Below are 23,397 nucleotides of genomic sequence, written 5' to 3'. Positions count from 1 at the left end.
ACCAAAGCATTAATAAATGCAACTGGTAAAGCGTTAAAAAGCTTTTCTTTAATTAATTTAACGTTTATAGTATCTTTGCTGTAATATGCCAACCGAAGTACAGGAAGAAACGCTGACGCTTGAAGAGATACTGGCGAGCCTTAAAGAGATGCATCGCCTTATTTTATGGAACGATGATGTAAACACTTTTGATCATGTAATTTACTGCATGATGAAATACCTGGACTACTCGGAGTCGCAATCTGAAAAAATTGCCTGGAAAGTACACAACGAGGGCAAATGCGCAGTTCTGGAAGGCTCATTTACCGAAATGGAAGTCTACCGCAAAATTTTGCAGCAAGAAGGGTTAACTGTATCGGTTGATTAACTTCCAGACGCGAACTTTAAGAATTTTTAGAATCTAAAGGATTTCGCGTAAGCAAAAATATATCGTCTTGATGGTTCTTAGATTTCCTGGTATTACTCAAAAGCAGCAAATGGAAAAGTCTCGGTTCCTGGCTCTTGCTTCTTGACTCTCGCCCTAACACTCAGGCAAACTTATCGGTATATTGATGGCCAGTCCGCCGTCAGATGTTTCTTTATATTTCGAGTTCATATCCAGGGCAGTTTGCCACATGGTTTTAACAACGGCATCAAGACTCACCTTAGCATTATCGGGATTGGTTTGTAATGCTAGCTGCGATGCAGTTATAGCTTTTATAGCGCCCATGGTATTGCGCTCAATGCAAGGAACCTGTACCAAACCGCCTATAGGGTCACAAGTGAGGCCAAGGTGATGCTCCATGGCAATTTCTGCAGCCATAAGCACTTGCCGTTGCGAGCCGCCCAGGCACTCAGTTAAAGCAGCTGCAGCCATAGCTGATGATACACCAATTTCTGCCTGGCAACCACCCATAGCTGCCGATATAGTTGCTCCCTTCTTAAATATACTGCCAACTTCAGAAGCTGTTAGTATGAATTGCAATATACGGTCATCACTATAACCATCGCAAAATGCTATAAAGTACATTAACACGGCAGGTATAACGCCGGCAGCGCCATTAGTGGGGGCGGTAACTACACGCCCAAAGGATGCATTTTCTTCATTTACAGCCAGGGCAAAACAGCTCACCCAATCTAATATATTTTGAAAGCCATTGCCCGTAGCACGAACAACATCAACCCATTCGTTGAAGTTATGGTAGCTCCTGTCGCCGGTAAGTCTGCGGTTAAGCCCTGCGGCCCTGCGCGCCACATTCAATCCACCCGGAAGATAACCGGTGGTATGGCACCCACGATAAACGCACTCGCGTATTACCCTGAATATTTGCATCACCCCATCACGGGTTTTACTTTCGGTACGCCAGGCCAGCTCGTTTTCCATTACCACTTCCGAAATTTTCAAACCTGTTTTGCGGCACCAGTGCAGCAAGTCATTAGCCGTATCTATCGGGAATGGTAAGTCAACCTCAGTACTGCAATTACTTTCTGCACCTTCCTTTACCACAAACCCGCCACCAATAGAATAGTAAGTTTCCGTTATTGCCTTCCCCGAACTTAAAAATGCCTGAAAAGTAACTGCGTTAGGATGATAGGGTAAGCTTTGAGTGTATAAAAAAAGCAAGTCGTCGTCACTGTCAAAACTAACCGTATGCGTGCCACCTACATTAAGCTGGTGGGTTGTGTGAATATTTTCTATGGTTGCATCTAAGCGGTCAACAGCAAAAGTAACCGGATCATGGCCGGTTAGCCCTAACAAAATTGCAATATCGGTACCATGACCTTTACCTGTTTTAGCTAAAGAGCCGTAGAGTAAAATTTTAATTTGCACTACATCGGCCAGAGCATTTTGACCGTTTAATATTTGAACAAATTGCTGCGCAGCACGCCAAGGCCCTAAAGTGTGTGAGCTTGACGGGCCTATGCCAATTTTAAAAATATCAAATACCGAAATCTGCTCTCTTTGCATACTAATACAAATTTACGAATAGCACATGGTGTTTAACCAAAAGCCTACTAAATATTTAAATAGGAATATTTGAGCGGAGCGACAAAGCTTGAATTTAAGTAGAAATTATAATCTATCAGGTTCCTGGCAATTTAACGCCGGCACTTTTCAAGCCGTCCATAATTCGCTTGGTAAGCCCCATTTGTGCGCTAGTATATTCTGACGCCTGTACCCAAACCCTTGAGGTATACTTAACGCCATCAAACTCAATTTGCCAAACACTAGCGAGTGGAGCCGGCTCGCTCAAAATTCCGGGAGTTTGTGCAACTGCCTGCTTAATAATATTAACTACTAAGTCATGATCGGCAACAAAGCCCAGCTTAAAGTCAACATCCAAACGCCGCTTACCTTCGCGCGATACATTGGTAATAACTTCATTAAACAGCTTGCCGTTTGGAATAATAACTGTTTTGTTATCAAACGTAAGCACAACGGTATAAAAAACCTGTATGGAAGTAACCTTACCGTTTTGCCCCTGCGCTATTATATTATCACCTATATCAAAAGGCTTAAGCAACAATATCATTACCCCGCCCGCAAAATTTTGTAGCGTGCCCGATAAAGCTAAACCTGCCGCAACAGTAGCCGCACTTAAAATAGCAGTAAATATGGTGAGCTCAAGCCCCATAATTTCCATAACCACTACAACAAGCACCATATGCAGGCCTGTAATAGTTAAACTAAGAAAAAATGGTTGTAAGGAGGAGTGGATTTGCTTACTTGCCATCCGGCGGGTCATCCATTTACGGAGCTGTCGGATTAGCCATAAGCCAATAAAAAAAAGTATTATTCCTATAACTACTTTTGGGCCGCTTTTAATAACCCAATGATAGGCATTGTTGTATAAATCACTGATGGAGGGAACTACTTCTGTTTGAGCAATTGGCAGGGTATACATTTAACTGATTAAATAATCAGCAATGTTACACTTACGACATCAAACTCACAAATAATTCAGGACCTTTAACCATCACCCACTCAAAAATCCTCGCTCGTAAAACTCTCTTATTTAAGGTCATCTGTTTCATATAAACCACAATTTGCAAATGGTGTGCCTGCAAACAAGCGTTTGTATTATTTCATACAAAATTAATATGGCTAAGTATAAACGGTGTCATTACTTAATCATTTGATTAACAGAAAAGCGTAATATTCACTGTTTTGAATGTTGCGATTGGCTTTAAAGACAGAAACCCTGTCCAAAATTTCAGACAGGGTTTCCAAGCTATATATTATACAGTACGTTATGATATTACATCATACCGCCCATACCACCCATTGGAGGGGCACCCGCACCAGCAGGAGCATCTTCAGGATCATCAGCTAACACACACTCGGTGGTTAACAACATTGATGAAATTGAAGCAGCGTTTTCTAACGCTACGCGTGATACTTTAGTAGGGTCAATTACACCTGCACCAATTAAGTTTTCGTAACGATCGGCACGTGCATTGTAACCAAAGTCGGCAGTACCTTCTTTAACTTTTTGCACTACAATTGAACCTTCAATACCAGCGTTTTCACAAATTTGACGTAAAGGCTCTTCAATAGCGCGTTTTACAATTTGGATACCGGTTTTCTCGTCTTCGTTTTCACCTTGCAAATCGCCTAATGAAGCAACCGCACGAATGAATGCTACACCACCACCAGCTACGATGCCTTCTTCAACGGCAGCGCGGGTTGCGTGTAAAGCATCATCAACACGGTCTTTTTTCTCTTTCATTTCAACCTCGGTAGCTGCACCTACATATAATACAGCAACACCACCTGATAATTTAGCTAAACGCTCTTGTAGTTTTTCTTTATCGTAATCAGAAGTAGTGGTTTCAATTTGAGCTTTAATTTGATTAACGCGGGCTTTGATGCCTTCCGCGTCGCCAAAACCGTTAATTATGGTAGTGTTATCTTTGTCAATAACTACTTTCTCAGCAGTACCTAAGTAGGTTAAATCAGCATTCTCTAATTTGTAACCACGCTCTTCAGAAATAACAGTACCACCTGTTAAGATAGCAATGTCTTCTAACATAGCTTTACGACGGTCACCAAAGCCTGGAGCTTTAACAGCAGCAACTTTCAGTGAACCACGGATTTTGTTAACTACCAATGTAGCTAAAGCTTCACCGTCTAAGTCTTCAGAAATGATAACCAACGGTTTACCGGTTTGTACTTGTTTTTCTAATACCGGTAACAATTCTTTCATCGATGAAATCTTTTTATCGTAAATCAGGATGTAAGGATTGTCTAACTCTGCTTCCATTTTATCAGCATTGGTTACAAAGTATGGAGAAAGGTAACCACGGTCAAACTGCATACCTTCTACAGTTTTAACTTCAGTTTCAGTACCTTTTGCTTCTTCAACGGTAATAACACCGTCTTTACCTACTTTACCCATTGCATCAGCAATCAGGGTACCAATAACCTCATCGTTATTAGCCGAAATAGTAGCAACTTGTTTAATTTTGTTATTGTCTTCACCTACTGCTTGTGATTGCACTTTAAGGTTAGCCACAACAGCAGCAACAGCTTTGTCAATACCACGTTTCAAATCCATTGGGTTTGCACCGGCAGCAACGTTTTTAATACCAGCAGTAACAATAGCCTGAGCTAAAACGGTTGCAGTAGTAGTACCGTCACCTGCAATATCAGCAGTTTTAGAGGCTACTTCTTTAACCATTTGAGCGCCCATGTTTTCAAGGGCATCTTTTAATTCAATTTCTTTAGCTACAGTAACACCATCTTTAGTGATAGCTGGTGAGCCAAATTTTTTATCAATAATAACGTTACGGCCTTTAGGACCTAAGGTAACTTTAACTGCGTTAGCTAAAATATCCACACCGCGTTTTAATGCGTCGCGTGCTTCAACGTTGTATTTAACTTGTTTTGCCATTTCTTTTAAATGAATAATTTTTTGAATTTATGAATGAGTGATTTGAAGCATGAATCGTAACCTACTCTTTCATCTTTATCTGTAATCTATCAATCCTTGCTTATAGTATGCCGTAGATATCTGACTCGCGCATCATCAGGTACTCTTTACCGTCGATGGTGATCTCAGTACCGCCATATTTGCTGTATAAAACTTTATCACCTACTTTAACAGTCATAGGCTCATCTTTTTTACCGTCACCTACAGCCACTACGGTACCTTGTTGAGGTTTTTCTTTTGCAGTGTCAGGAATGAAGATACCAGACGCAGTCTTTTCTTCGGCTGGAGCAGCTTCTACTACTACTCTGTCGCCAATAGGTTTAATGTTTAATGACATATGAAACTTTAATTTATATGGTTTAAATGTTTGCTTGCTTTTTATCATTTACTATGCCAACACGCAGCTGGCAGAAAATTGCTGTTTTATTGGCAGAAAAATCATCCACCTACCACCTGCAGCTGTACTTCCTTTCAGTTACGCGAAAATGACAAATGTCAGGTTGGCAGATTGCTTCAAAACTAAAAAAGCCCCGGGTAATGCGGGGCTTTTAAATATTATATTAATGTTACTTATTTCTTTGCAGCTGTATCAGTTGGTTTAGCCGGCACGCTAAGCGGAGATGTACTGCTTACAGGGGCACTTGGCTTAGAAGCTTTTTGAATCTGCTCCTGGTATTCAGAAGAACCTGCGCCGGTTCCGCTTTTGATAGCTACGTTAATAGCTAATGATAATACCATTAAGGTGATGGCTAAAATCCAGGTTCCCTTTTCAAGGATATCACCTGTTTTTTGCACACCCAATAATTGCGATGAGCTTGAAAAGTTTGATGACAAACCGCCGCCTTTAGGATTTTGCACCAACACAATAACGCCTAATAAAATGCAAACCAGAATAGCAACGATGATTAATACTAAGTACATTTTGTATGTTAATTAATTTTCTTTTCTAAAATTTCAATTTGGCTTGCAAAGTAACGTCTTTTTTCCGGATTTTTCAACATTAATATTTTATAAGCCGCTATTGCTTTGGAATATAACATCTGATCGGCATAAATGCGTGCCAGAGTTTCAGTTATCAACTCTTCCTGGTCTTCGGCACTTTGGCGTGCCTTGTTTTCATTATCAAGTTTATCACTGCTTGGCGGCTTAATCTGCGGATCTTCCTGTATAAACCTGTCTACCAATTCCTCTTCCTTTTTTCGGGTATCAAGCACCTCGTGCGGCACGCTTTCTACCGGTATTGGTAAAGGCGGCTGCCTATCAGTAAGGTGAGACGAAGGCGCTGCAAAAGGCTGGTATATACCACTGTGCTTATTGCGGGTTTTATCTAACCACCACATAAAGCTGTAAGGCATTTTATCGTCATGATAACGGGTAACCTTTTTTTCCTCTGTAACGGGCGGCACATCGGCCTGATGCACGGGTGCAGGTTCTTGCGGAGATACGTCTTCGGGTTGCACAGCAGCAGGGCTTTGTTCATCACGCTCAACAAAGGCCCTGTCAAATACAAAGTAGTCGGTAGTTGCTATATTTTCAATAATAAGCTTTTGCGTTTCAGGCAAAGGCTCATGCGTAACAGCAGACTCAGCAACTTCTTCTGCTACCGTAGCCCTTAAGTCAGCAGCTTCCTCATTGCGCTCTGATATAGGATGTGCCGGCTCATCATATACCTCGTAAGCTTCCTCTGCATTCACTTTAATCTCTTCAACCGTAACTTCAACTGCAGGTATTACCTGCGGTGTTTCAACTGCGGGAGTCAAGACAGTATTGCCTGCTTGTTCAACTACCTCGCTAGCCTGAGCTTGCTCTTTATCCTTACGGGTTTTATAAAGAATTTGCGATGGAGATACAGTTGCAAGCAGATGCGGCTGTTGAACAATTTTTTGAAGTATGCTGCTGTTACTAAGACGTGCGGCCGCCGCATTAAGATGCTGGGCGGAGCCAGACCGCGCCTGAATGGCATACAGTGCACCGAATTGCGGAAAGCTGTACAGCAGCGTTTGCAAATTGCTTATGTGTTCTTCGCTTAAGGTTACAGGGCTCGAAAGCACCTGTTTCAAAAGCTGGTTTGGATGAGTGGTATCGTGTTGCACGTGGCTTAAACTACTAAATTGATTACCAGTTTGCAAAAGCTTTATTAAAAATATCTTCTGTAAGCTGCTGATTAATTATTGGTATTAAACGTTGTTCGTTAGAATTAATATCGCCGGTAAAGTCGGTATAACGGGAAAATGTCTGTTCAAAATCAGGCGACTTCTTTTTATCCTTAAAATTAACGTACTTAACGCTAACAGTTATGGTTAAACGTGTTGCCGTAGCTATAGGCGCCTGATTTCCGTTTGTAGCTTGTATTGACACCGGAGCATAATTAAAGCCTGTAATGGTTCCTTCCAAAGTTGCATCTGCTTCACCCCGCACAATGCTTAAACGGCTTTGCGAGCGTATACGATCTTTCAAAGCCTCTGTAAATAGTGTACTCAGGTTGTTTACCACAAGCGGTGCATTATTCTCAAAGAAAGCCACATTTATGGTTTTCATATCAACCGGAATGGAAGCTCCGCTTAAAGTAACTGAACATGAAGACCACACCATGGCCGACATTATCATCACAAAGCACAGTACTTTCTTCATTATTATAAATCGAGTTCTTTTATTTTACGGTAAAGTGTACGCTCAGATATACCTAATTCATTGGCAGCCAGTTTACGCTTTCCTTTATGCTTTTTTAAAGCCTTGCGTATCATGTCCGACTCTTTTTCAACCAATGACAACGACTCTTCCACTTCTTCGGCATGTGGCGTAAATACGGCCTCATTATGATGCGCAACCGGATTAACAACGGGCGGCTGAATAGTAAATTGTGTATCTTGCTGCCTTATGGGCAAATCAATATCATGATGAAGGTAATTGAGCGTTTGCGGATTATTGTAATTAACCGGCACTCCTCCGTGCTCAATTATTTCGGCAACCAGCTTTTTAAGCTCGTTCATATCGCGCTTCATATCAAAAAGCACTTTATATAGTATATCACGCTCCGAGAAATCTTCGCGGGGCTGGCTGTCCAAACGCATAGGCAGGTTGCTACGGCCGGCTTCCTGCGGCATATAGGTTAATAATATCTCCGCAGTGATAATACGGTCGCGCTCCAAAACTGCCAGCTGCTCAGCCACATTTTTTAGCTGACGAACGTTACCCGGCCAAGAATAATTGCTTAGTACCTGCTGCGCACCTTCATCTAATTGTATTGCCGGGCTACGGTATTTATCAGTAAAATCGGCCGAGAACTTACGGAACAACAGGTAAATATCTTCTTTACGATCACGCAATGGCGGTATGCGCAAAGGCACGGTATTTAAGCGGTAGTATAAATCTTCGCGAAACTTGCCTGCCTTAACCGCCTCGTAAACATCTACGTTAGTAGCAGCTATTACACGAACATTGGTTTTCTCTACTTTTGATGAGCCTACGCGAATAAATTGCCCCGACTCCAGCACACGCAACAAACGCGCCTGCGTGCCTAAAGGCATCTCACCTATCTCATCTAAAAAGATGGTACCGCCGTTAACCGTTTCAAAATACCCTTTACGCTCGCCAACAGCACCCGTGTAGGCACCTTTTTCATGGCCAAACAATTCTGAGTCTATAGTCCCCTCGGGTATGGCACCACAGTTCACGGCAATAAAGGGCCCATGCTTACGCGGACTCAACTGGTGGATAATTTGCGAAAACGCTTCCTTACCGCTACCACTCTCTCCCGTTACCAATACCGAAATATCGGTAGGTGCTACCTGGTTAGCAATATCTATAGCCCGGTTTAACAACGGCGAATTGCCGATGATACCAAAGCGTTGTTTAATTTCTTGTACGTTCATAAGATAGAATACAGAGACAAGAGCTAAGAGCCAGGAACCAAGATCAATGGTCATTTGGCCGTGTTAGTACATGTTCTCTAAATGCGAATATCATTTTCTGAACTTCCTCAACCATGTTGAGACATTACGTTAATTCAGCAACGTTGCCATACAACCTTCTTCTGCAAATCAACAGTTGTGTTTCTAAGAAGATATCAACGCAGTTGATAAAAACTCTGCTGTATGAATATTGGTCCTTTTGCCCGATCCTTCGGCAATGTTTGAAGGAATTGAACAAGAGGCTCAATTTGTTTGATCGATCAAATTAAAGCGTTCATCAGCAGGCAAACCTTACAATAGCTGTAAATTAAGTCGGTCAAATCTAAAGCCTTTTGCCAAACCTTTAAATTCTTAAAGTTGTGCTTCATCAACAATTCAGATTTTCTTACTTCTATCTTGGCTCTTGTTTCTTAGTTCTTGGCTCTATTTAAACGACCGTTCCCAGCAAAGTAGCTGTTGTACAGCGGTCAACCAATACATTTACATACTGACCGGGTTTGTAGCCCTCGTTTACCGGGAAAACTACCATAGCATTGTTATCAGCACGGCCGCAATAATCAAGGTTTGATTTTTTTGAGAACCCCTCAATAAGCACGCGTTGTACTTTACCTACTTTTTCCTGTAAACGCAGGTGTGAGTGCTGCTGCTGTTTAACTACAATTTCTTTAAGACGACGGTTTTTCACCGCATCAGGAATATCATCAGTAAAACGCTTGGCAGCTAACGTACCCGGACGCTCAGAGTACATAAACATGTAAGCATAATCATACTGTACAAAGTCCATCATGCTTAGGGTGTCTTGGTGCTCTTCCTCAGTTTCGGTACAAAAACCGGCAATTACGTCGGTTGAAATGGCACAACCCGGAATTATACGGCGAATAGCTTCTACACGGTTCATATACCATTCGCGGTCATAAGTACGGTTCATGATATCTAATACACGGCTATTACCCGATTGTACCGGCAAGTGAATATACTTGCAAATGTTATCGTGCTTAGCCATGGTATACAATACCTCATCGGTAATATCTTTAGGGTGCGATGTTGAGAAACGTATACGAAGCTCAGGGCTTATCTGGGCTACCATCTCAAGCAGGTTAGCAAAGTTTGCACCTTTTATTTCGTTTAAAGATATCTCTTCATTTTCGGTTGGCTCCGGTTTCCATTTGTATGAATCTACGTTTTGCCCTAGCAAAGTCACCTCGCGGTAGCCTTGATTAAACAAATCGGTACATTCTTTTACAATTGAAAATGGATCGCGGCTACGCTCACGGCCACGGGTAAAAGGCACCACGCAAAATGAGCACATATTATCGCAGCCACGCATAATTGATACAAAGGCATTAATACCGTTACTATTTAAACGTACCGGGTTAATATCGGCATACGTTTCCTCGCGAGAGAGAAGGACGTTTACAGCCTTTTGGCCATCATCAACCTTGTCAATTAAATTAGGCAAATCGCGGTAGGCATCAGGGCCCACAACTACGTCAACCAGTTTTTCTTCTTCTAAAAATTTTGCTTTCAGGCGTTCGGCCATACAGCCCAGCACTCCCACTATCATGCCCGGGTTTTTAACCTTGGCAATAGTAAACTCTCGCAGGCGGTTGCGCACACGCTGCTCGGCATTTTCACGTATAGAACAGGTGTTAATGAAAATCACATCGGCATTGTTAAAATCCTTTGTAGTTTCAAAACCCCGCTCAAGCAAAATAGAAGCAACAATTTCACTGTCTGAAAAATTCATGGCGCAACCGTAACTTTCAATGTACAGTTTACGGCCGTTATATTTCTCAGGGGTTTGCTCCAGCATTAATGCCTCACCTTGCCTGCTTTCATCATGTGTTTTATCCGGAATAAGCAAATCCATCATTAGTAAAACTTTTTGGACTGCAAAAGTACATATTTAAAAACAATACGGTGACAGATTGGCAGCACAATATAAAATTTGACCTTTGCAGGATAAGCGCTGTAACTAATTACGAACTTATTCCGTCAATAATTTGAATCTGAGCTTTAGCATACGGTTCAAAATCTTTATTTTGTGAAGTCAACTCTCTGAGCAATGCAGGAAGTTGTGGTACTTTTAAATCCCTGATGACAGCCGTAATTAAAAATAGAGTAAAAAAGATACTTATAACTGTATTGATAGCACTGGCTGTTTTAATAACCATAATAGCGTTTTTTGTTAACAGGTATTGGTCGCCAATTTTAGCAGGGAAAGTACGTAGTACCATTTTAGTTGCATCTGACAGCTTATATACAGCCAATTTCACAGATGCTGATTTGCATATAGTTCAGGGTAAACTAGTAATTTTTAACCTAACCCTCAAACCCAACATTAAAGTTTACAACCGTAAATTAAAGAATGGTACCGCTCCTAACAACCTTTACACGTTAAAAGTAAAGCGTATTGTATTTAAGCATATCCATCCGTTTATGATGTATTACGATCACAAACTGGAGATTGGCCAAATTGTAATAAGCAAACCAACATTGCAGGTTCACTACCGGCAAGTAAGGGGCCGCGATACGGTCGAAAAAAATCAGATTACTGCCTGGCAGCGCATCAGCCCTATGCTTAAATCTGTACATATTAAACAGGTAATGTTCAATGATGTTGATTTTACTTATAATGACCGCTCGGGAATTACGCTTAAGATATCGGCCATAAAGGAAGTAAATTTAACCGGAAACGAACTGCGCATTGATTCACTCACCCAGCACGACTCTACCCGGTTTTATTATTTTAAAGAACTTCAAATTGAACTTAATAACATCAACCAGCCGCTGGGGCGCGATAGTCTTTACCGGCTAAAATTAAAACAGCTCAACTATTCAACACTTACATCAAAACTACTGGCTACCGGCGTTGGTATAGTGCCAGCAGCTGATTCGGCTTTTATCAAAAAGGGTGTACGTACTTATTACCAATTTGATACTGATACATTGCAGTTGAACGATTTCAGCTTGAAAAAATTCAACAAGTTCAGGATAATCTACGGATCAAACTTGTTGCTTAACCGCGGCAACTTTGTTGTTTTTGCCAACCGTGGCTTACCGGCACCAAAAGGCAACAGGCTGCAAAGTTTCCCTAACGTTGCCTTGCAGCGTATACCAAATAGTTTTACGCTTGATACTGTTGAACTACGCAACATTAACATCACCTACAGGGGTTACGGACGTAAATCGCGCAAGCAAGGTTCGGTATCATTTAACGGTACAAGCGGCAACATTTATAACGTAACCAATAATGCTAAAGCCAATAACACGCGTGATACCATGCGCATTGAGGTTACTACCAGGTTAATGGATAGCGCCCCCCTGCATGCTAACATCAAATTTAATTTAACCGATTCGGCAAAGAGCTACAGTTACAAGGGCTGGGTAGGCAATATCGATCTCGACCGGCTGAACAAGGCCACCATGCCCTTTGCGCTTATAAAAATTACTTCCGGATGGCTTGACCATATGGATTTTGATATACAAGCCAACAAAAATGTATCATGGGGAAAGGTTGCGCTGCATTACCATGACCTAAAGGTACATTTGCTCAAAGTTGATAGCGCAGCCGGAAATTATAAACACCGTATGCTGGTATCATTAATGGCTAATGCCTTAATTGTGAAGCGAAATAACCCGGAGTTCTTAGGTGCTGTACCCCGTTCGGTTGATGTGCGCTATGTTCGCGAACCCGACACTCCGTTTTTTAAAGCTGTAGTGAAAACCCTTGCACAGGGCATAAAGGCCAGCGTTGGCTATGATGCAGCAACCGAAAAGCATGTTAAGCAAATGATTGTTCAACGCAAGCTTGATAAAAAAAGACGCCAAAACAAACGTGAGTTACGACAAAGACGCCGGAATTTACGTCGCCGAATGGGTAACTAAAATTTGCTTTTAAATTGTTGCACACTTGTTGGCCTGCTAATTGGCAAGTAACTACACACCAACAATGAGATAAGCTATACACACCAGCATTAAAATGGCAAGTACAGGCCATATGAATTTAACCCATGTTTTTACCCCTACTCCCACCAGTGCAAGGGAGGGAAGTAATAAGCCGGTTGGTGTTAAAAAACCCATTATTCCCATACCAAAAAGGTAACTGTTTACGATATCACGCCCGGGTATATGGGCCGCCGTTGCCAACGCTCCGATTATAGGCATGGTTACTACCGCCATACCCGATGTACTGGCAATAAACAAGGTAAACACACAGAACATGAGCAGTAGCAAAACAATAAACACGCCTGATGGCATACCACTTATCAGGCGCGATGCTTCGTAAACAATGGTATCACTTATATGCCCGCTTTCTAAAATAGCGGTTACCCCGCGTGCGGTACCTATAATAAACGCTACGCCCAGTAAAGCCTCCGCCCCCTTTATAAAGGTTTTAATAAAATCTTCCTGCGCCATACGCTGTATAACTCCTATAACTAAGGAAGCCACCAAAAAAACTGCCGTCATTTCAGGCAGCCACCAACCCAGCTTTATAACTCCGGTTATCATGATGGCAAAGGCAAAAAAGAAAACCACCAACAAAAGAATATTTTTTCCTTGAAGCTTACTTTCACTGCGTGATACATTTAGCTGCGGGAATGGGCTGTTAACCACACCATCAATTTTTAATACCAGTGAAGCAGCAGGGTTTGCCTTAATTTTATGAGCATATCTCAAAAGGTAAAAGATGTAAATGCCGCCCGACAGCACAAACATAGCAAGCCTTCCGCTAATGCCGTCAGTCCAACTTATACCGCAAGCATTTGATGCTATTATAGTTGAAAAAGGATTAGAAAACGAAGAGAGTGTACCCAACTGCGTACCCCCAAAAATAACAGCCACCGGCACCAATAAATCATAACCTGCCGCCAGAAACAATGGAACCAATACGGGATAAAAGGCAAAGCCTTCCTCAGCCATACCAAACGAGGCCCCGCCAAAAGCAAGCAAAAAAGTTAGTATGATAATAAGCCACCCTTCGCGCCCTTTCATTTTAACAGACAATGACTTTAAGCCGGCTTCTAACGCTCCTGTTGCATTAAACACTTCTATAAATCCGCCAATAAGGAGTATGAACAAAATAATGTCAATGGTATCATAAATACCCTGTATAGGCGCTTGCACAATACTCAGCAAACCTCTGCCATTTTGCGGAAGTTTGTGATAAGTGCCGGGCACTGACACCGGCTTACGTATAGTGCCCTGCTCAAAAGCACTCAGTGGTGCGCTTATGTGCAGGCTATCTAACGTTTTTTGTGTAGCAGGCAACGCAATTGCTTTGTTACTGTTGGTTAGTGTAAAAGATTTGTCGGTATAGCTAAGCGTGTCAAATTTGCCTGCAGGCACAAGCCATGTAGCAATAGCAGCTAGCACAACCACCGCCATTAAAATAGCTAAAGGGTGAGGTATTTTTTTTAGAGATGCCATTATAATTGTTAAAGTTATTTGAGTACAGTTGAAATGTATAACATTTTAAAAGCTCAATCTATCTCTTCTTCACATCCTTTAAAACCAGTAGGTTTTGCGCGTTAACATGATACCCGGTAATGTTATTTTGATATAAGTTTACCAGCTTATCATAATAAAGAATTACTACCGGAGCCTGTTGCATTACCAGTTTATCCATTTGTTGATAAAGCTTAAAGCGTTGCCGGTCATCGGCAACGTTGTATGCCTGTTCAAACAAAGCATCAAACTGTTTATTATGAAAGCCGGTATAATTTGGTCCAAAAGGAATTTTGTTTTTGCCGTAAAAAACCGAAAGATAATTTTCAGCATCAGGGTAATCGGCTATCCAGGAGGCACGGAAAAAGTTCACCCCGTTTTTTGCTATTAGTTCGCGCAAGCTTGCACCCTGCACCAATTCAACCCTGGTACGTATACCAATTTGCTGCAATTCGCCCTGAATGTATTCTATTAAATCACGATAGCTTGTGGTGGTACTCAACACTACCTCGGGCAGGTTTTTACCGTTAGCAAAACCTGCTTCTGCCAGTAAACGCTTAGCCTTTTGGGGGTGGTAATGATATCCATGCACTGCTGTACTATCAAAACCGGGCATTCCTTGCGGAATAAACCCTGCATAGCCGGGGGCACCTGTACTATTACGCAAGTACTTAACCATGCGGGCTTTATTTATACCATAATTTATAGCTTGCCGCACCTTAAGCATCTTAAGCGGCGATTGCTTAACAATGCTAATACTGGTATCTATTAATATACCCAGATATTCTGTATTTAAAAAAGGGGCTGTATACATTTTAAAGCGCCCGCGGTATTTGCTGGTAATACGTCCGCTTTTGGTGAGTATATCATCACGATAACTACCATCAATACCATTAAAAAAATCGAGCTTATGCTTGATGAACTCCATGAAGGCTGTTTGCTTATCGCTTATAAAGGTTGACCTTACAGCATCTAAATGCGGCAGGTGTTCGCCGTGTGCACCTCTTTCCCAGTAGCGTTCATTTTTAAGTAATGCCAGCACCTCACCTTCTTTCCAATACTTAAATTTAAAAGGGCCTGTTCCAACCGGGTGGCTGCGAAAGTCTTTTCCGTAATGCTCAACAACCTCATGCGCAACAACCGAACAATATTGTGCGGTAAGTAAACTCAACATAGGCGGAAACGGCTGCTTTAGTTTTATTTGAAATGTGGTATCATTAAGCGCAATAAATGACTCCTTTCCAATTACTTTATCACTAAAAATCCACGAACCGGATGATGCTACTTTCGGATCAATCAACCTGCCGAAGCTGTATACAAAATCGGCAGCGGTTGCGCGGCGACCCTTGCCTGCTGCAAACTGAGCATCATCATGAAAGTACACATCTGTACGCAGGTGAAAGGTATAAAGCAAACCATTGGGCGATAGCTCCCATTTTTTAGCTATACATGGCTTTATATGCAGGCTATCATCAATTTGAACCAAGCCGTTATAAAGCTGGTTGTCTATCCATAATGCGTTTTGATTGCGCGCAAAAGCCGGATCCATAGAGGTAAGACCCTGATCGAGGTTAATATTAAATATGGTTTTATTTGAGGTATTATCTCCTGGTTTACATGCCCCCAGGAATACTACAAATAACAGCCATAAAACTCTATGCACTTTTGTATACATTGCGTTAAATATGCAATTAATTTAATCAATTTTGGTTTGTAACAACCTTTGTAATTATTGCTCTATCCTTTTAAATACAACAATGAAACTTTTACGTTTAGCTATACTCATTTGCACCTCCATTACGGCTGTTGTAAAAGGTCAGGCCATTTCAACTAATGCCAAAACCAATATTATGTTTTTGGGTTGCAACCACTTTGGGCAGGAAGCTTTTTACAAACAAGCACCTTCTACTGACTTGTTCAGCCCTAATCGTCAAAAAGATGTTGCTGAAATAAACCGCCAGCTGGCACTTTACAAGCCCGACCTGGTTTTAATTGAACGCGAACCTGCCGAGCAACACACCGTTGACAGCTTGTATAATCTATTTAGAGCCGGCAAGCTTAACTTTGCTCAACTCAATTATGGCCGGGCCGAAGCCTACCAGTTTGGCTTTAATCTTGCCAAAACTTTGGGCCTTAACCAGGTATTTGGTGTTGATTATTATAACGGTCTTTCAACACGGTTACTTAAGGAAGGAGAAGGCTTACAGTTTTTTACTGAAGGTTTATCGGCCTTTTCAAATTTCGGGCGTTCGGTTGATAAGCAGTTGAAAGATAACGTCATCAATTTAAAACAATACCTGCTTAAGATAAACTCGCCCGAAACTTATGCACTCACTTATCATACATTGTTTATTAATCCGGCAAGAGTTACCAATGGTACCTTTGGTAAGCTTGATGCCTCAGTTGACAGCGCGCATGTAGATAAGAGATACATCGGGGCTGAATATATCTCCATCTTTTACAACCGGGAACTTAAAATATTCAGCAACATTTTAAGTGTGCAGCAGGCTACAAAGGGCAAGCGCATATTAGTTATAATGGGGCAACGCCATGCAGCAGTGTTATCTAAAATTTTTGAAAATGATCCTGCTTTTACGGTGGTGCCTGTAAGCCGGTATTTGAAATAAGAAGACATTATTATCGCTTTATAAAACTTTAATCATTTAATGCACACAATTTAACCTGCTGTTTGTATCATTACAACATTTAGTATTATCAAACAGGGTAAAACATAAAAACTCCGTTTTTTTACCATATTTGAACGTACAACAATACTTCAAATCACAATCCATATGCAAGAATTAGATCCAGCCATTTTAGATAAGGCTAACGCCTGGCTTAAGGGAAATTATGATGCCGATGTTAAGCAACAGGTGCAAAAATTAATTGATGATAAAGCTTATACCGACCTTACCGATTCATTTTACAAAGATCTTGAATTCGGAACGGGCGGTCTTCGCGGTTTAATGGGTCCGGGTTCAAACCGCATTAACAAATACACTATTGGCGCGGCTACGCAAGGCCTGGCCAATTATCTTAAAAAAACCTATCCGGGCGAAAAAATCAAAGTAGCTATTGCACACGATAGCCGTAACAACTCTGATGTACTTGCCGGCATTACTGCCGATGTGTTTTCGGCTAATGACATATATGTATACTTTTTTAAAGCTTTGCGCCCAACGCCGGAGCTTTCATTTGCGGTACGCCACTTAGGTTGTAAGAGCGGTGTTATGCTTACGGCATCACACAACCCAAAAGAATACAATGGCTATAAAGCTTACGGTGAAGATGGCGGCCAGTTTGTTGCCCCTCATGATAAAGCCGTAATGGACGAAGTAGCTGCCATAAGCAGTGTTGATGATGTTAAGTTTACGCGCAACGAAGCTAATATTGAGTTAATTGGTGAGGAAATAGATCGGCTATATCTGGATAAAATTACAGCTCTTTCTGTATCGCCGGAGGCTATCAAACGTCAGAAAGATCTTAAAATAGTTTACTCACCGTTACACGGTACCGGCGTTACCCTGGTACCTAAGGCACTGGAGCAATTTGGTTTTGAAAACGTAACCGTGCTTGAATCGCAGGCTACTCCTGATGGCAACTTCCCTACCGTGGTTTACCCTAACCCTGAAGAAAAAGAAGCCCTTAACCTGGCTATGGAAAAAGCCAAAGAAATTGATGCCGACCTGGTTATGGCTACCGACCCTGATGCTGACCGTGTGGGCATTGCAGTTAAAAATGACAAAGGCGAAGTAGTTTTACTTAACGGTAACCAGGTTGCAACCCAGCTAATCAACTACCTGCTATCGGCGTGGGAAGAGAAAGGCAAGTTTACCGGTAAAGAGTACATTGTTAAAACCATTGTAACCTCATATCTTATTGATGCCATTGCTAAAGATAAAGGCGTAGAATGCTACAACACCCTTACAGGCTTTAAATACATTGGCGAATTGATGACCAAATTCGAAGGTGAAAAAACCTTTATTGGTGGTGGTGAAGAAAGCTACGGTTATTTAATTGGCGACATTGTGCGTGATAAGGATGCCGTGGTGTCGGCAGCATTTATTGCCGAAATGACTGCATTTTACAAAGACAAGGGCAGCAGCCTGTTTGAGGCTTTGGTAGATACTTATCTGAAATATGGTTTCTATAAAGAAACGCTTATTTCAATCACCAAAAAAGGAAAAACCGGCGCCGAAGAAATTAAGGCCATGATGGAGCAGTACCGCACTAATCCTCCTGCTACATTAGGTGGCTCTAAAGTAATTGCGTTGAAAGATTACGAACTGCGCAAAGAAACCGACCTTACTTCAAACAATGTAACACCAATTGATTTACCAAAATCTGACGTGTTGCAGTTTATCACCGAAGATGGTAGTATAATTTCGGCACGCCCATCTGGTACCGAACCTAAAATTAAGTTTTACTGCAGCGTGAACACCAAGCTGGCCAGCAAAGAGGCATTCCACGAAACTGAAAAGCAACTCGATGAAAAGCTGAAAACCATTATGCAAGATTTGGGCGTTTAACGTTCTTTACTTGTTAAAATATCGGAATCCCGGGGCCTCAGTTCCGGGATTTTTTGTTGGTAGATAAACAATTATGAAGTATGCGCTTTATTGTATATACATACTTATAAGCGCTTATGGTTTTAAATTACGTTCGCTACTGTGTCAACTTATCTATTATGTGCCTCATGGCGCTTATTTCTGCCTGCAGCAATGGCGAAAAGAAAGAGCAAACAGTAAGTGCTAATCGCTGGTACATGAACAGCATCATTTACAATGTTGAGGTACGTGTATTTAAAGATAGTGACGGTGATGGAATAGGCGATTTTAACGGACTTACCCAAAAAATTCCCTACTTAAAATCTCTTGGCGTTGATGCCGTGTGGCTGGCGCCTTTCCAACCCACCTCGTATCGTGACGATGGATACGATGTTATGGACTACTACGGCATCGATGCTAAAATAGGCACTAAAGAAGATTTTGATTCATTTATTAAGGCGGCTCACAAAGCCGGTATTAAAGTGGTGATGGATGTGGTGCTTAACCACACCTCAAACAGCCACCCATGGTACCAAAAGGCCCGATTAGATAGCACCTCCAAATATTTTAATTGGTATGTATGGTCAAAAGCAAAGCCAAAAAACTTTGACGAGGGCATGGCCTTCCCAGGCGTGCAAAACGAAACCTGGACTTATGATGAGGTAGCCAAAAGGTATTACTTTCACCGGTTCTATGACTTTCAGCCCGATTTAAATTTTGAAAACAAAGAGGTGCAGGCCGAAGGAAAAAAGATTTTGACTTACTGGCTTAATCAGGGGCTTGATGGTTTCAGGCTAGATGCCGTACCCTTTATTATTGATAAACCTGCCGAGGGTGACGATGCCCAACCTATGTATAATATTCTTAGCAACCTGAATGCTACGGTTAAAAAGCTAAATCCAGATGCCATTTTATTAGGTGAAGCCAACGTAGCACCTGATAAAAATAAAGTCTTTTTTGGAGTGCACGGCAGTCGTTTGCAACTCATGTTTAACTTCTATGCCAACCAATACCTTTTTTATTCACTGGCTGATGAACATGTAAGCACCTTTAAAGAGGCTTTGCAAAAAACACATGAAAAGCCGGCCGAATCGCAATGGGCATACTTTATGCGCAACCATGATGAAATAGATCTTGGGCGCTTAAGCAGCAAAGAACGGAACAAAGTTTATGAAAAGTTTGGCCCCGAGAAGAGCATGCAGCTTTATGACCGTGGTATACGCCGACGCCTGGCGCCCATGATTAATGATGCTAAAAAACTTGAGCTTTGCTATAGTCTGCTATTTTCGCTTCCCGGAACGCCTGTAATAAGATATGGCGAGGAAATCGGCATGGGCGATGATCTTACGCTTCAGGAACGGCTTTCGGTACGCACACCTATGCAATGGTCGTCTGGCGCTAACGCAGGATTCACCAGCGGGAATAAGCCCTACCGACCTTTGATTAATATGGGTGAATATCGTTACCAGGCAGTTAACGTTGATCTGCAATCAAAAAATTCACAGTCTTTGCTTAGCAAAATAAAGCAGCTAATTGCTGCCCGTAAATCCCATCCGGAAATTGGCTTGGGCGCATGGAATGTGTTAGATACAGGCACAGATGAAGTATTGGCCATTGAGTATACTTATGAGGGCCGCAAATCAATTGTTGTACATAATTTCAGCAAACGGCATTTGGAGAAAGTTGAAATTACCAGAAATGACACTAGCGCCCCAATTGCTGAAAATGCAATTAATTCTGCAGAAAAAGTCCAGATAAAAGATGGACGCCTGACCTTAGCATTAGGTGGCTATGAATATAAATGGTATGGTTTCAAGGAGCAGTAGGCAGCAAACTAAACTTCGATATTTATTCAATAAAACGTTTTCTTTACTTGCCCATCATGATATTCCTTCACCTCGTGCAAGTGCAAATTGCCCATGTCATCGGCAGTAAAAGCTTTCGTCATTGAGTCTAAACGTCTGTGGTGATCAAAGTAAACCTCTGTAAATGTAATTCCATCCCGGCTAATGGTATGGGTGCCTTTAGTGAGCAAAACTTTGTTACGGCTGGCTTTCATCCAGGCGCTGCACAAACTTCTCGTTTGACCGGCACGGTAAACTACAAAAAAAGCCCCATCTACATTTCCATCATGAACGTAGTAATCTTCTTGGTATAAACTATAGTCGTATTTGCCCAAACTAAAATGTTTGATAAGTCTTTTATTTGGCATTTTAAAGGCACTTAAGCCTAGCAGCATAGATGCAGTCAAAGCTGCCCCTAACGTATATTCACAAATGAGTTTCTTGTTAAAAACAAGGTTTGGATTAAATGAACCGTAATTTGGCATAAGGCTAAATGATGAAGTATTTCACAACCAAATTAGCACTTAGCTACATTCTGTTTTAATCCTTTAACTATTTTTAACAATTACCATAATTAAGCTATTTACGCTTCCACAACTTGCCGGTATAATTAAGTTCGTTTAGCCCCAGTGCTACCTTTTGCCCCGATTCAAAACTAAACACTTCTTCAAAAGTATCTTTTAAAAAGTCATTCATTTTTTGCTGGCTGAAAAACCAGCACGGGTATGAAGCATCATAAAACGCTGGTGGCACTTTTTGTATGGTTAAGCGATCCTCTGGTCGGTCTATATACGCAGTACGGTCAATTATAAGATAAGGTATACTACTTTGCTTAACTTCATTTAAAAGCTTATACGGTGCTTCCATATATTGTAATGAACTGCTGAACATCAACAACTGAGGCTCACTTTTTACAAGCACTTCATCCAGCGAGTAATAAAATTTCAGATGCTCATTTTCAAAATTGCGCTTACCTTCATCAACAAACATTTCCTGCTCTACCAAATGCCACTGCAATAAATTTAAATGTTTAAGAAAGGGTAGGTTTTGCCTGTACGATGTGCCTAGCGAACCGCCATAATCTACCACGCTCAATTGATTATTATTTTGCGATGCTATCCACAACAATGAGGATAAAATGGGGTAAAATATCTCCACTTGTTGCTGGGCTATACCATCGCATTCATACTTAGCCTCACCATTTTTAACTTTTAACGCGGCTTCACTAACCCGCCGCAACACACTTTGCGCATTATAGCCTGTGGTTTGTTGTAGCGCCTGCTGCCAGCTCTTATAGTTACCGTGCCAGCCGTAGCGGGCGCTGTACCTCATAATGCGTTTAACTATAGCCGGAACAAAATCTCCTTTTTTAAGCGACATAAATGGCATGTGTTGTTTTGTAAGGCTTATACTTGTGCAAATATTTAGCCACGGTAAATTGAGCGCTTTATAAACAATCAGCATCAAACAATTCAAGCTTAATTATGCTATATTCACAAGCACTAAAATAAAAAGCAACAATTAAAAATATTTACTAATTTTTTTAGTATTTAATTATTTACTTCTTATATTTGTATACAATATAAACACGATGAGTAACGTAAACGCAGATAAATTAAAAGCACTACAGCTTACATTAGATAAGCTGGAAAAATCATACGGTAAAGGTACCATTATGAAATTGGGCGATACCGTTATCGAACCCATTGAAGTAATACCTACAGGCTCATTAACACTTGATTTAGCTTTAGGTGTTGGCGGTTTACCAAAAGGCCGTGTAATCGAAATTTACGGTCCGGAATCTTCAGGTAAAACCACTTTGGCCATACACGCTATTGCAGAGGCTCAGAAAAAAGGCGGCATTGCTGCATTTATTGACGCTGAGCACGCTTTTGACCGTTTTTATGCTCAAAAGCTGGGTGTTGATGTTGAAAATTTATTAATCTCTCAACCAGACAATGGTGAGCAGGCTTTAGAAATTGCTGATAACCTGATTCGTTCAGGAGCTATTGATATATTAGTTATTGACTCGGTTGCGGCCCTTGTACCAAAAGGTGAAATTGAAGGCGAAATGGGCGACTCTAAAATGGGTTTACAGGCCCGCTTAATGTCGCAAGCCTTGCGTAAGCTTACCGGTACCATTAGCAAAACCGGTTGCTGCTGTATATTTATCAATCAGCTGCGCGATAAAATTGGCGTTATGTTTGGTAACCCGGAAACTACTACCGGTGGTAACGCCCTTAAATTTTACGCTTCGGTACGTTTGGATGTACGCCGTATATCACAAATTAAAGATACCGATGAGGTATCAGGTAACCGTGTAAAGGTTAAGATCGTTAAAAACAAGGTCGCTCCTCCATTCCGCCTAGCCGAATTTGATATCATGTTTGGCGAAGGTATTTCCAAAGCAGGTGAAATTATTGACCTGGGTGTTGAGCACAGCATTATTAAAAAAGCAGGTTCATGGTTTAGCTACGGCGACAGCCGTTTAGGACAAGGCCGTGATGCCGTTAAACAACTGATTATTGACAACCCTGAGCTTGCAGAAGAACTGGAAAACAAGATTAAGGAAGTTGTTTCGGGTGAAGAATTTACACCTGAAGAAGATTAAGATTTAGTATAGTTTTTATTTAGCCACTCTTGCTGCGTGCAGAGTGGCTTTTTTTGTTTCCATACTTTCCATGATAGTTGATGCAATATCATATCTTGGTACGCATAAACACTTATCACAACA

The 23,397-nt window shown here is 41.4% G+C and carries 20 protein-coding genes; 6 read left to right on the top strand and 14 right to left on the bottom strand.

The features are described 5' to 3' along the window. Positions 1-85: 85 nt before the first annotated feature. Positions 86-367 (top strand): ATP-dependent Clp protease adaptor ClpS, encoded by a 282-nt coding sequence (locus QZ407_RS04120; protein ID WP_157540045.1) that lies wholly within the window; start codon positions 86-88, stop codon positions 365-367. 153 nt (positions 368-520) lie between these two features. On the opposite strand, the gene QZ407_RS04115 is transcribed toward QZ407_RS04120, so the two are convergent. The 10 genes from QZ407_RS04115 to miaB form a co-directional block, all read right to left on the bottom strand. Beyond that, positions 521-1,948 (bottom strand): L-serine ammonia-lyase, encoded by a 1,428-nt coding sequence (locus tag QZ407_RS04115; protein ID WP_295767857.1) that lies wholly within the window; start codon positions 1,946-1,948, stop codon positions 521-523. Positions 1,949-2,063: 115 nt separating this feature from the next. Then, on the bottom strand, positions 2,064-2,885 hold the full coding sequence (locus QZ407_RS04110) for a mechanosensitive ion channel family protein (protein ID WP_295767856.1): 822 nt from the start codon (positions 2,883-2,885) through the stop codon (positions 2,064-2,066). Between the two features lie 354 nt (positions 2,886-3,239). After that, positions 3,240-4,874 (bottom strand): chaperonin GroEL, encoded by a 1,635-nt coding sequence (gene groL / locus QZ407_RS04105; protein ID WP_157540048.1) that lies wholly within the window; start codon positions 4,872-4,874, stop codon positions 3,240-3,242. 100 nt (positions 4,875-4,974) lie between these two features. After that, positions 4,975-5,250 carry a co-chaperone GroES gene (locus QZ407_RS04100; RefSeq protein WP_157540049.1) on the bottom strand — a complete coding sequence of 92 codons (276 nt, stop codon included), beginning with the start codon at positions 5,248-5,250 and terminating at the stop codon, positions 4,975-4,977. A gap of 233 nt (positions 5,251-5,483) precedes the next feature. Next, positions 5,484-5,834 (bottom strand): preprotein translocase subunit SecG, encoded by a 351-nt coding sequence (gene secG / locus QZ407_RS04095; RefSeq protein WP_157540050.1) that lies wholly within the window; start codon positions 5,832-5,834, stop codon positions 5,484-5,486. Between the two features lie 8 nt (positions 5,835-5,842). Beyond that, positions 5,843-7,006, bottom strand: coding sequence for a hypothetical protein (locus tag QZ407_RS04090; RefSeq protein ID WP_295767854.1), 1,164 nt, complete (start codon positions 7,004-7,006; stop codon positions 5,843-5,845). A 22-nt stretch (positions 7,007-7,028) separates the two neighbouring features. Next, positions 7,029-7,544 (bottom strand): LptE family protein, encoded by a 516-nt coding sequence (locus tag QZ407_RS04085; protein ID WP_295767853.1) that lies wholly within the window; start codon positions 7,542-7,544, stop codon positions 7,029-7,031. A gap of 2 nt (positions 7,545-7,546) precedes the next feature. Beyond that, positions 7,547-8,785 (bottom strand): sigma-54 dependent transcriptional regulator, encoded by a 1,239-nt coding sequence (locus QZ407_RS04080; protein WP_295767852.1) that lies wholly within the window; start codon positions 8,783-8,785, stop codon positions 7,547-7,549. A 183-nt stretch (positions 8,786-8,968) separates the two neighbouring features. Further along, the gene (locus QZ407_RS17545; protein WP_365334664.1) at positions 8,969-9,055 is read right to left on the bottom strand and encodes a hypothetical protein; all 87 of its coding nucleotides are present in this window, start codon (positions 9,053-9,055) and stop codon (positions 8,969-8,971) included. A gap of 196 nt (positions 9,056-9,251) precedes the next feature. Then, positions 9,252-10,697: a tRNA (N6-isopentenyl adenosine(37)-C2)-methylthiotransferase MiaB gene (miaB, locus tag QZ407_RS04075; RefSeq protein WP_295767851.1), complete on the bottom strand. Its 1,446-nt coding sequence runs from the start codon at positions 10,695-10,697 to the stop codon at positions 9,252-9,254. Between the two features lie 224 nt (positions 10,698-10,921). On the opposite strand from miaB, the gene QZ407_RS04070 reads away from it, so the two are divergent. Further along, on the top strand, positions 10,922-12,712 hold the full coding sequence (locus tag QZ407_RS04070; protein WP_295767850.1) for a hypothetical protein: 1,791 nt from the start codon (positions 10,922-10,924) through the stop codon (positions 12,710-12,712). Between the two features lie 51 nt (positions 12,713-12,763). On the opposite strand, the gene QZ407_RS04065 is transcribed toward QZ407_RS04070, so the two are convergent. Both QZ407_RS04065 and QZ407_RS04060 read right to left on the bottom strand, forming a co-directional pair. Then, positions 12,764-14,254: a hypothetical protein gene (locus QZ407_RS04065; protein ID WP_295767849.1), complete on the bottom strand. Its 1,491-nt coding sequence runs from the start codon at positions 14,252-14,254 to the stop codon at positions 12,764-12,766. Positions 14,255-14,312: 58 nt separating this feature from the next. Beyond that, positions 14,313-15,947 carry an ABC transporter substrate-binding protein gene (locus tag QZ407_RS04060; protein ID WP_295767848.1) on the bottom strand — a complete coding sequence of 545 codons (1,635 nt, stop codon included), beginning with the start codon at positions 15,945-15,947 and terminating at the stop codon, positions 14,313-14,315. Positions 15,948-16,029: 82 nt separating this feature from the next. On the opposite strand from QZ407_RS04060, the gene QZ407_RS04055 reads away from it, so the two are divergent. The 3 genes from QZ407_RS04055 (at position 16,030) to QZ407_RS04045 (ending at position 20,645) form a co-directional block, all read left to right on the top strand. Further along, on the top strand, positions 16,030-16,899 hold the full coding sequence (locus QZ407_RS04055) for a DUF5694 domain-containing protein (RefSeq protein ID WP_295767847.1): 870 nt from the start codon (positions 16,030-16,032) through the stop codon (positions 16,897-16,899). Positions 16,900-17,064: 165 nt separating this feature from the next. Further along, positions 17,065-18,801: a phospho-sugar mutase gene (locus QZ407_RS04050; RefSeq protein WP_295767846.1), complete on the top strand. Its 1,737-nt coding sequence runs from the start codon at positions 17,065-17,067 to the stop codon at positions 18,799-18,801. Between the two features lie 167 nt (positions 18,802-18,968). Next, the gene (locus QZ407_RS04045; RefSeq protein ID WP_295767845.1) at positions 18,969-20,645 is read left to right on the top strand and encodes an alpha-amylase family protein; all 1,677 of its coding nucleotides are present in this window, start codon (positions 18,969-18,971) and stop codon (positions 20,643-20,645) included. A 26-nt stretch (positions 20,646-20,671) separates the two neighbouring features. On the opposite strand, the gene QZ407_RS04040 is transcribed toward QZ407_RS04045, so the two are convergent. Further along, the gene (locus QZ407_RS04040) at positions 20,672-21,148 is read right to left on the bottom strand and encodes a hypothetical protein (protein WP_295767844.1); all 477 of its coding nucleotides are present in this window, start codon (positions 21,146-21,148) and stop codon (positions 20,672-20,674) included. Positions 21,149-21,242: 94 nt separating this feature from the next. Then, on the bottom strand, positions 21,243-22,043 hold the full coding sequence (locus QZ407_RS04035) for a methyltransferase, TIGR04325 family (protein WP_295767843.1): 801 nt from the start codon (positions 22,041-22,043) through the stop codon (positions 21,243-21,245). A gap of 211 nt (positions 22,044-22,254) precedes the next feature. Here QZ407_RS04035 and recA point away from each other — a divergent pair, with 211 nt between their 5' ends. After that, on the top strand, positions 22,255-23,274 hold the full coding sequence (recA, locus tag QZ407_RS04030; RefSeq protein WP_295767842.1) for a recombinase RecA: 1,020 nt from the start codon (positions 22,255-22,257) through the stop codon (positions 23,272-23,274). Positions 23,275-23,397: the final 123 nt, after the last annotated feature.

Source organism: uncultured Mucilaginibacter sp., from assembly GCF_913773635.1.
GTDB lineage: Bacteria > Bacteroidota > Bacteroidia > Sphingobacteriales > Sphingobacteriaceae > Mucilaginibacter.
Note: the sequence above shows the minus strand (reverse complement) of the source record. Positions and strands in the feature narration are given on the sequence as shown.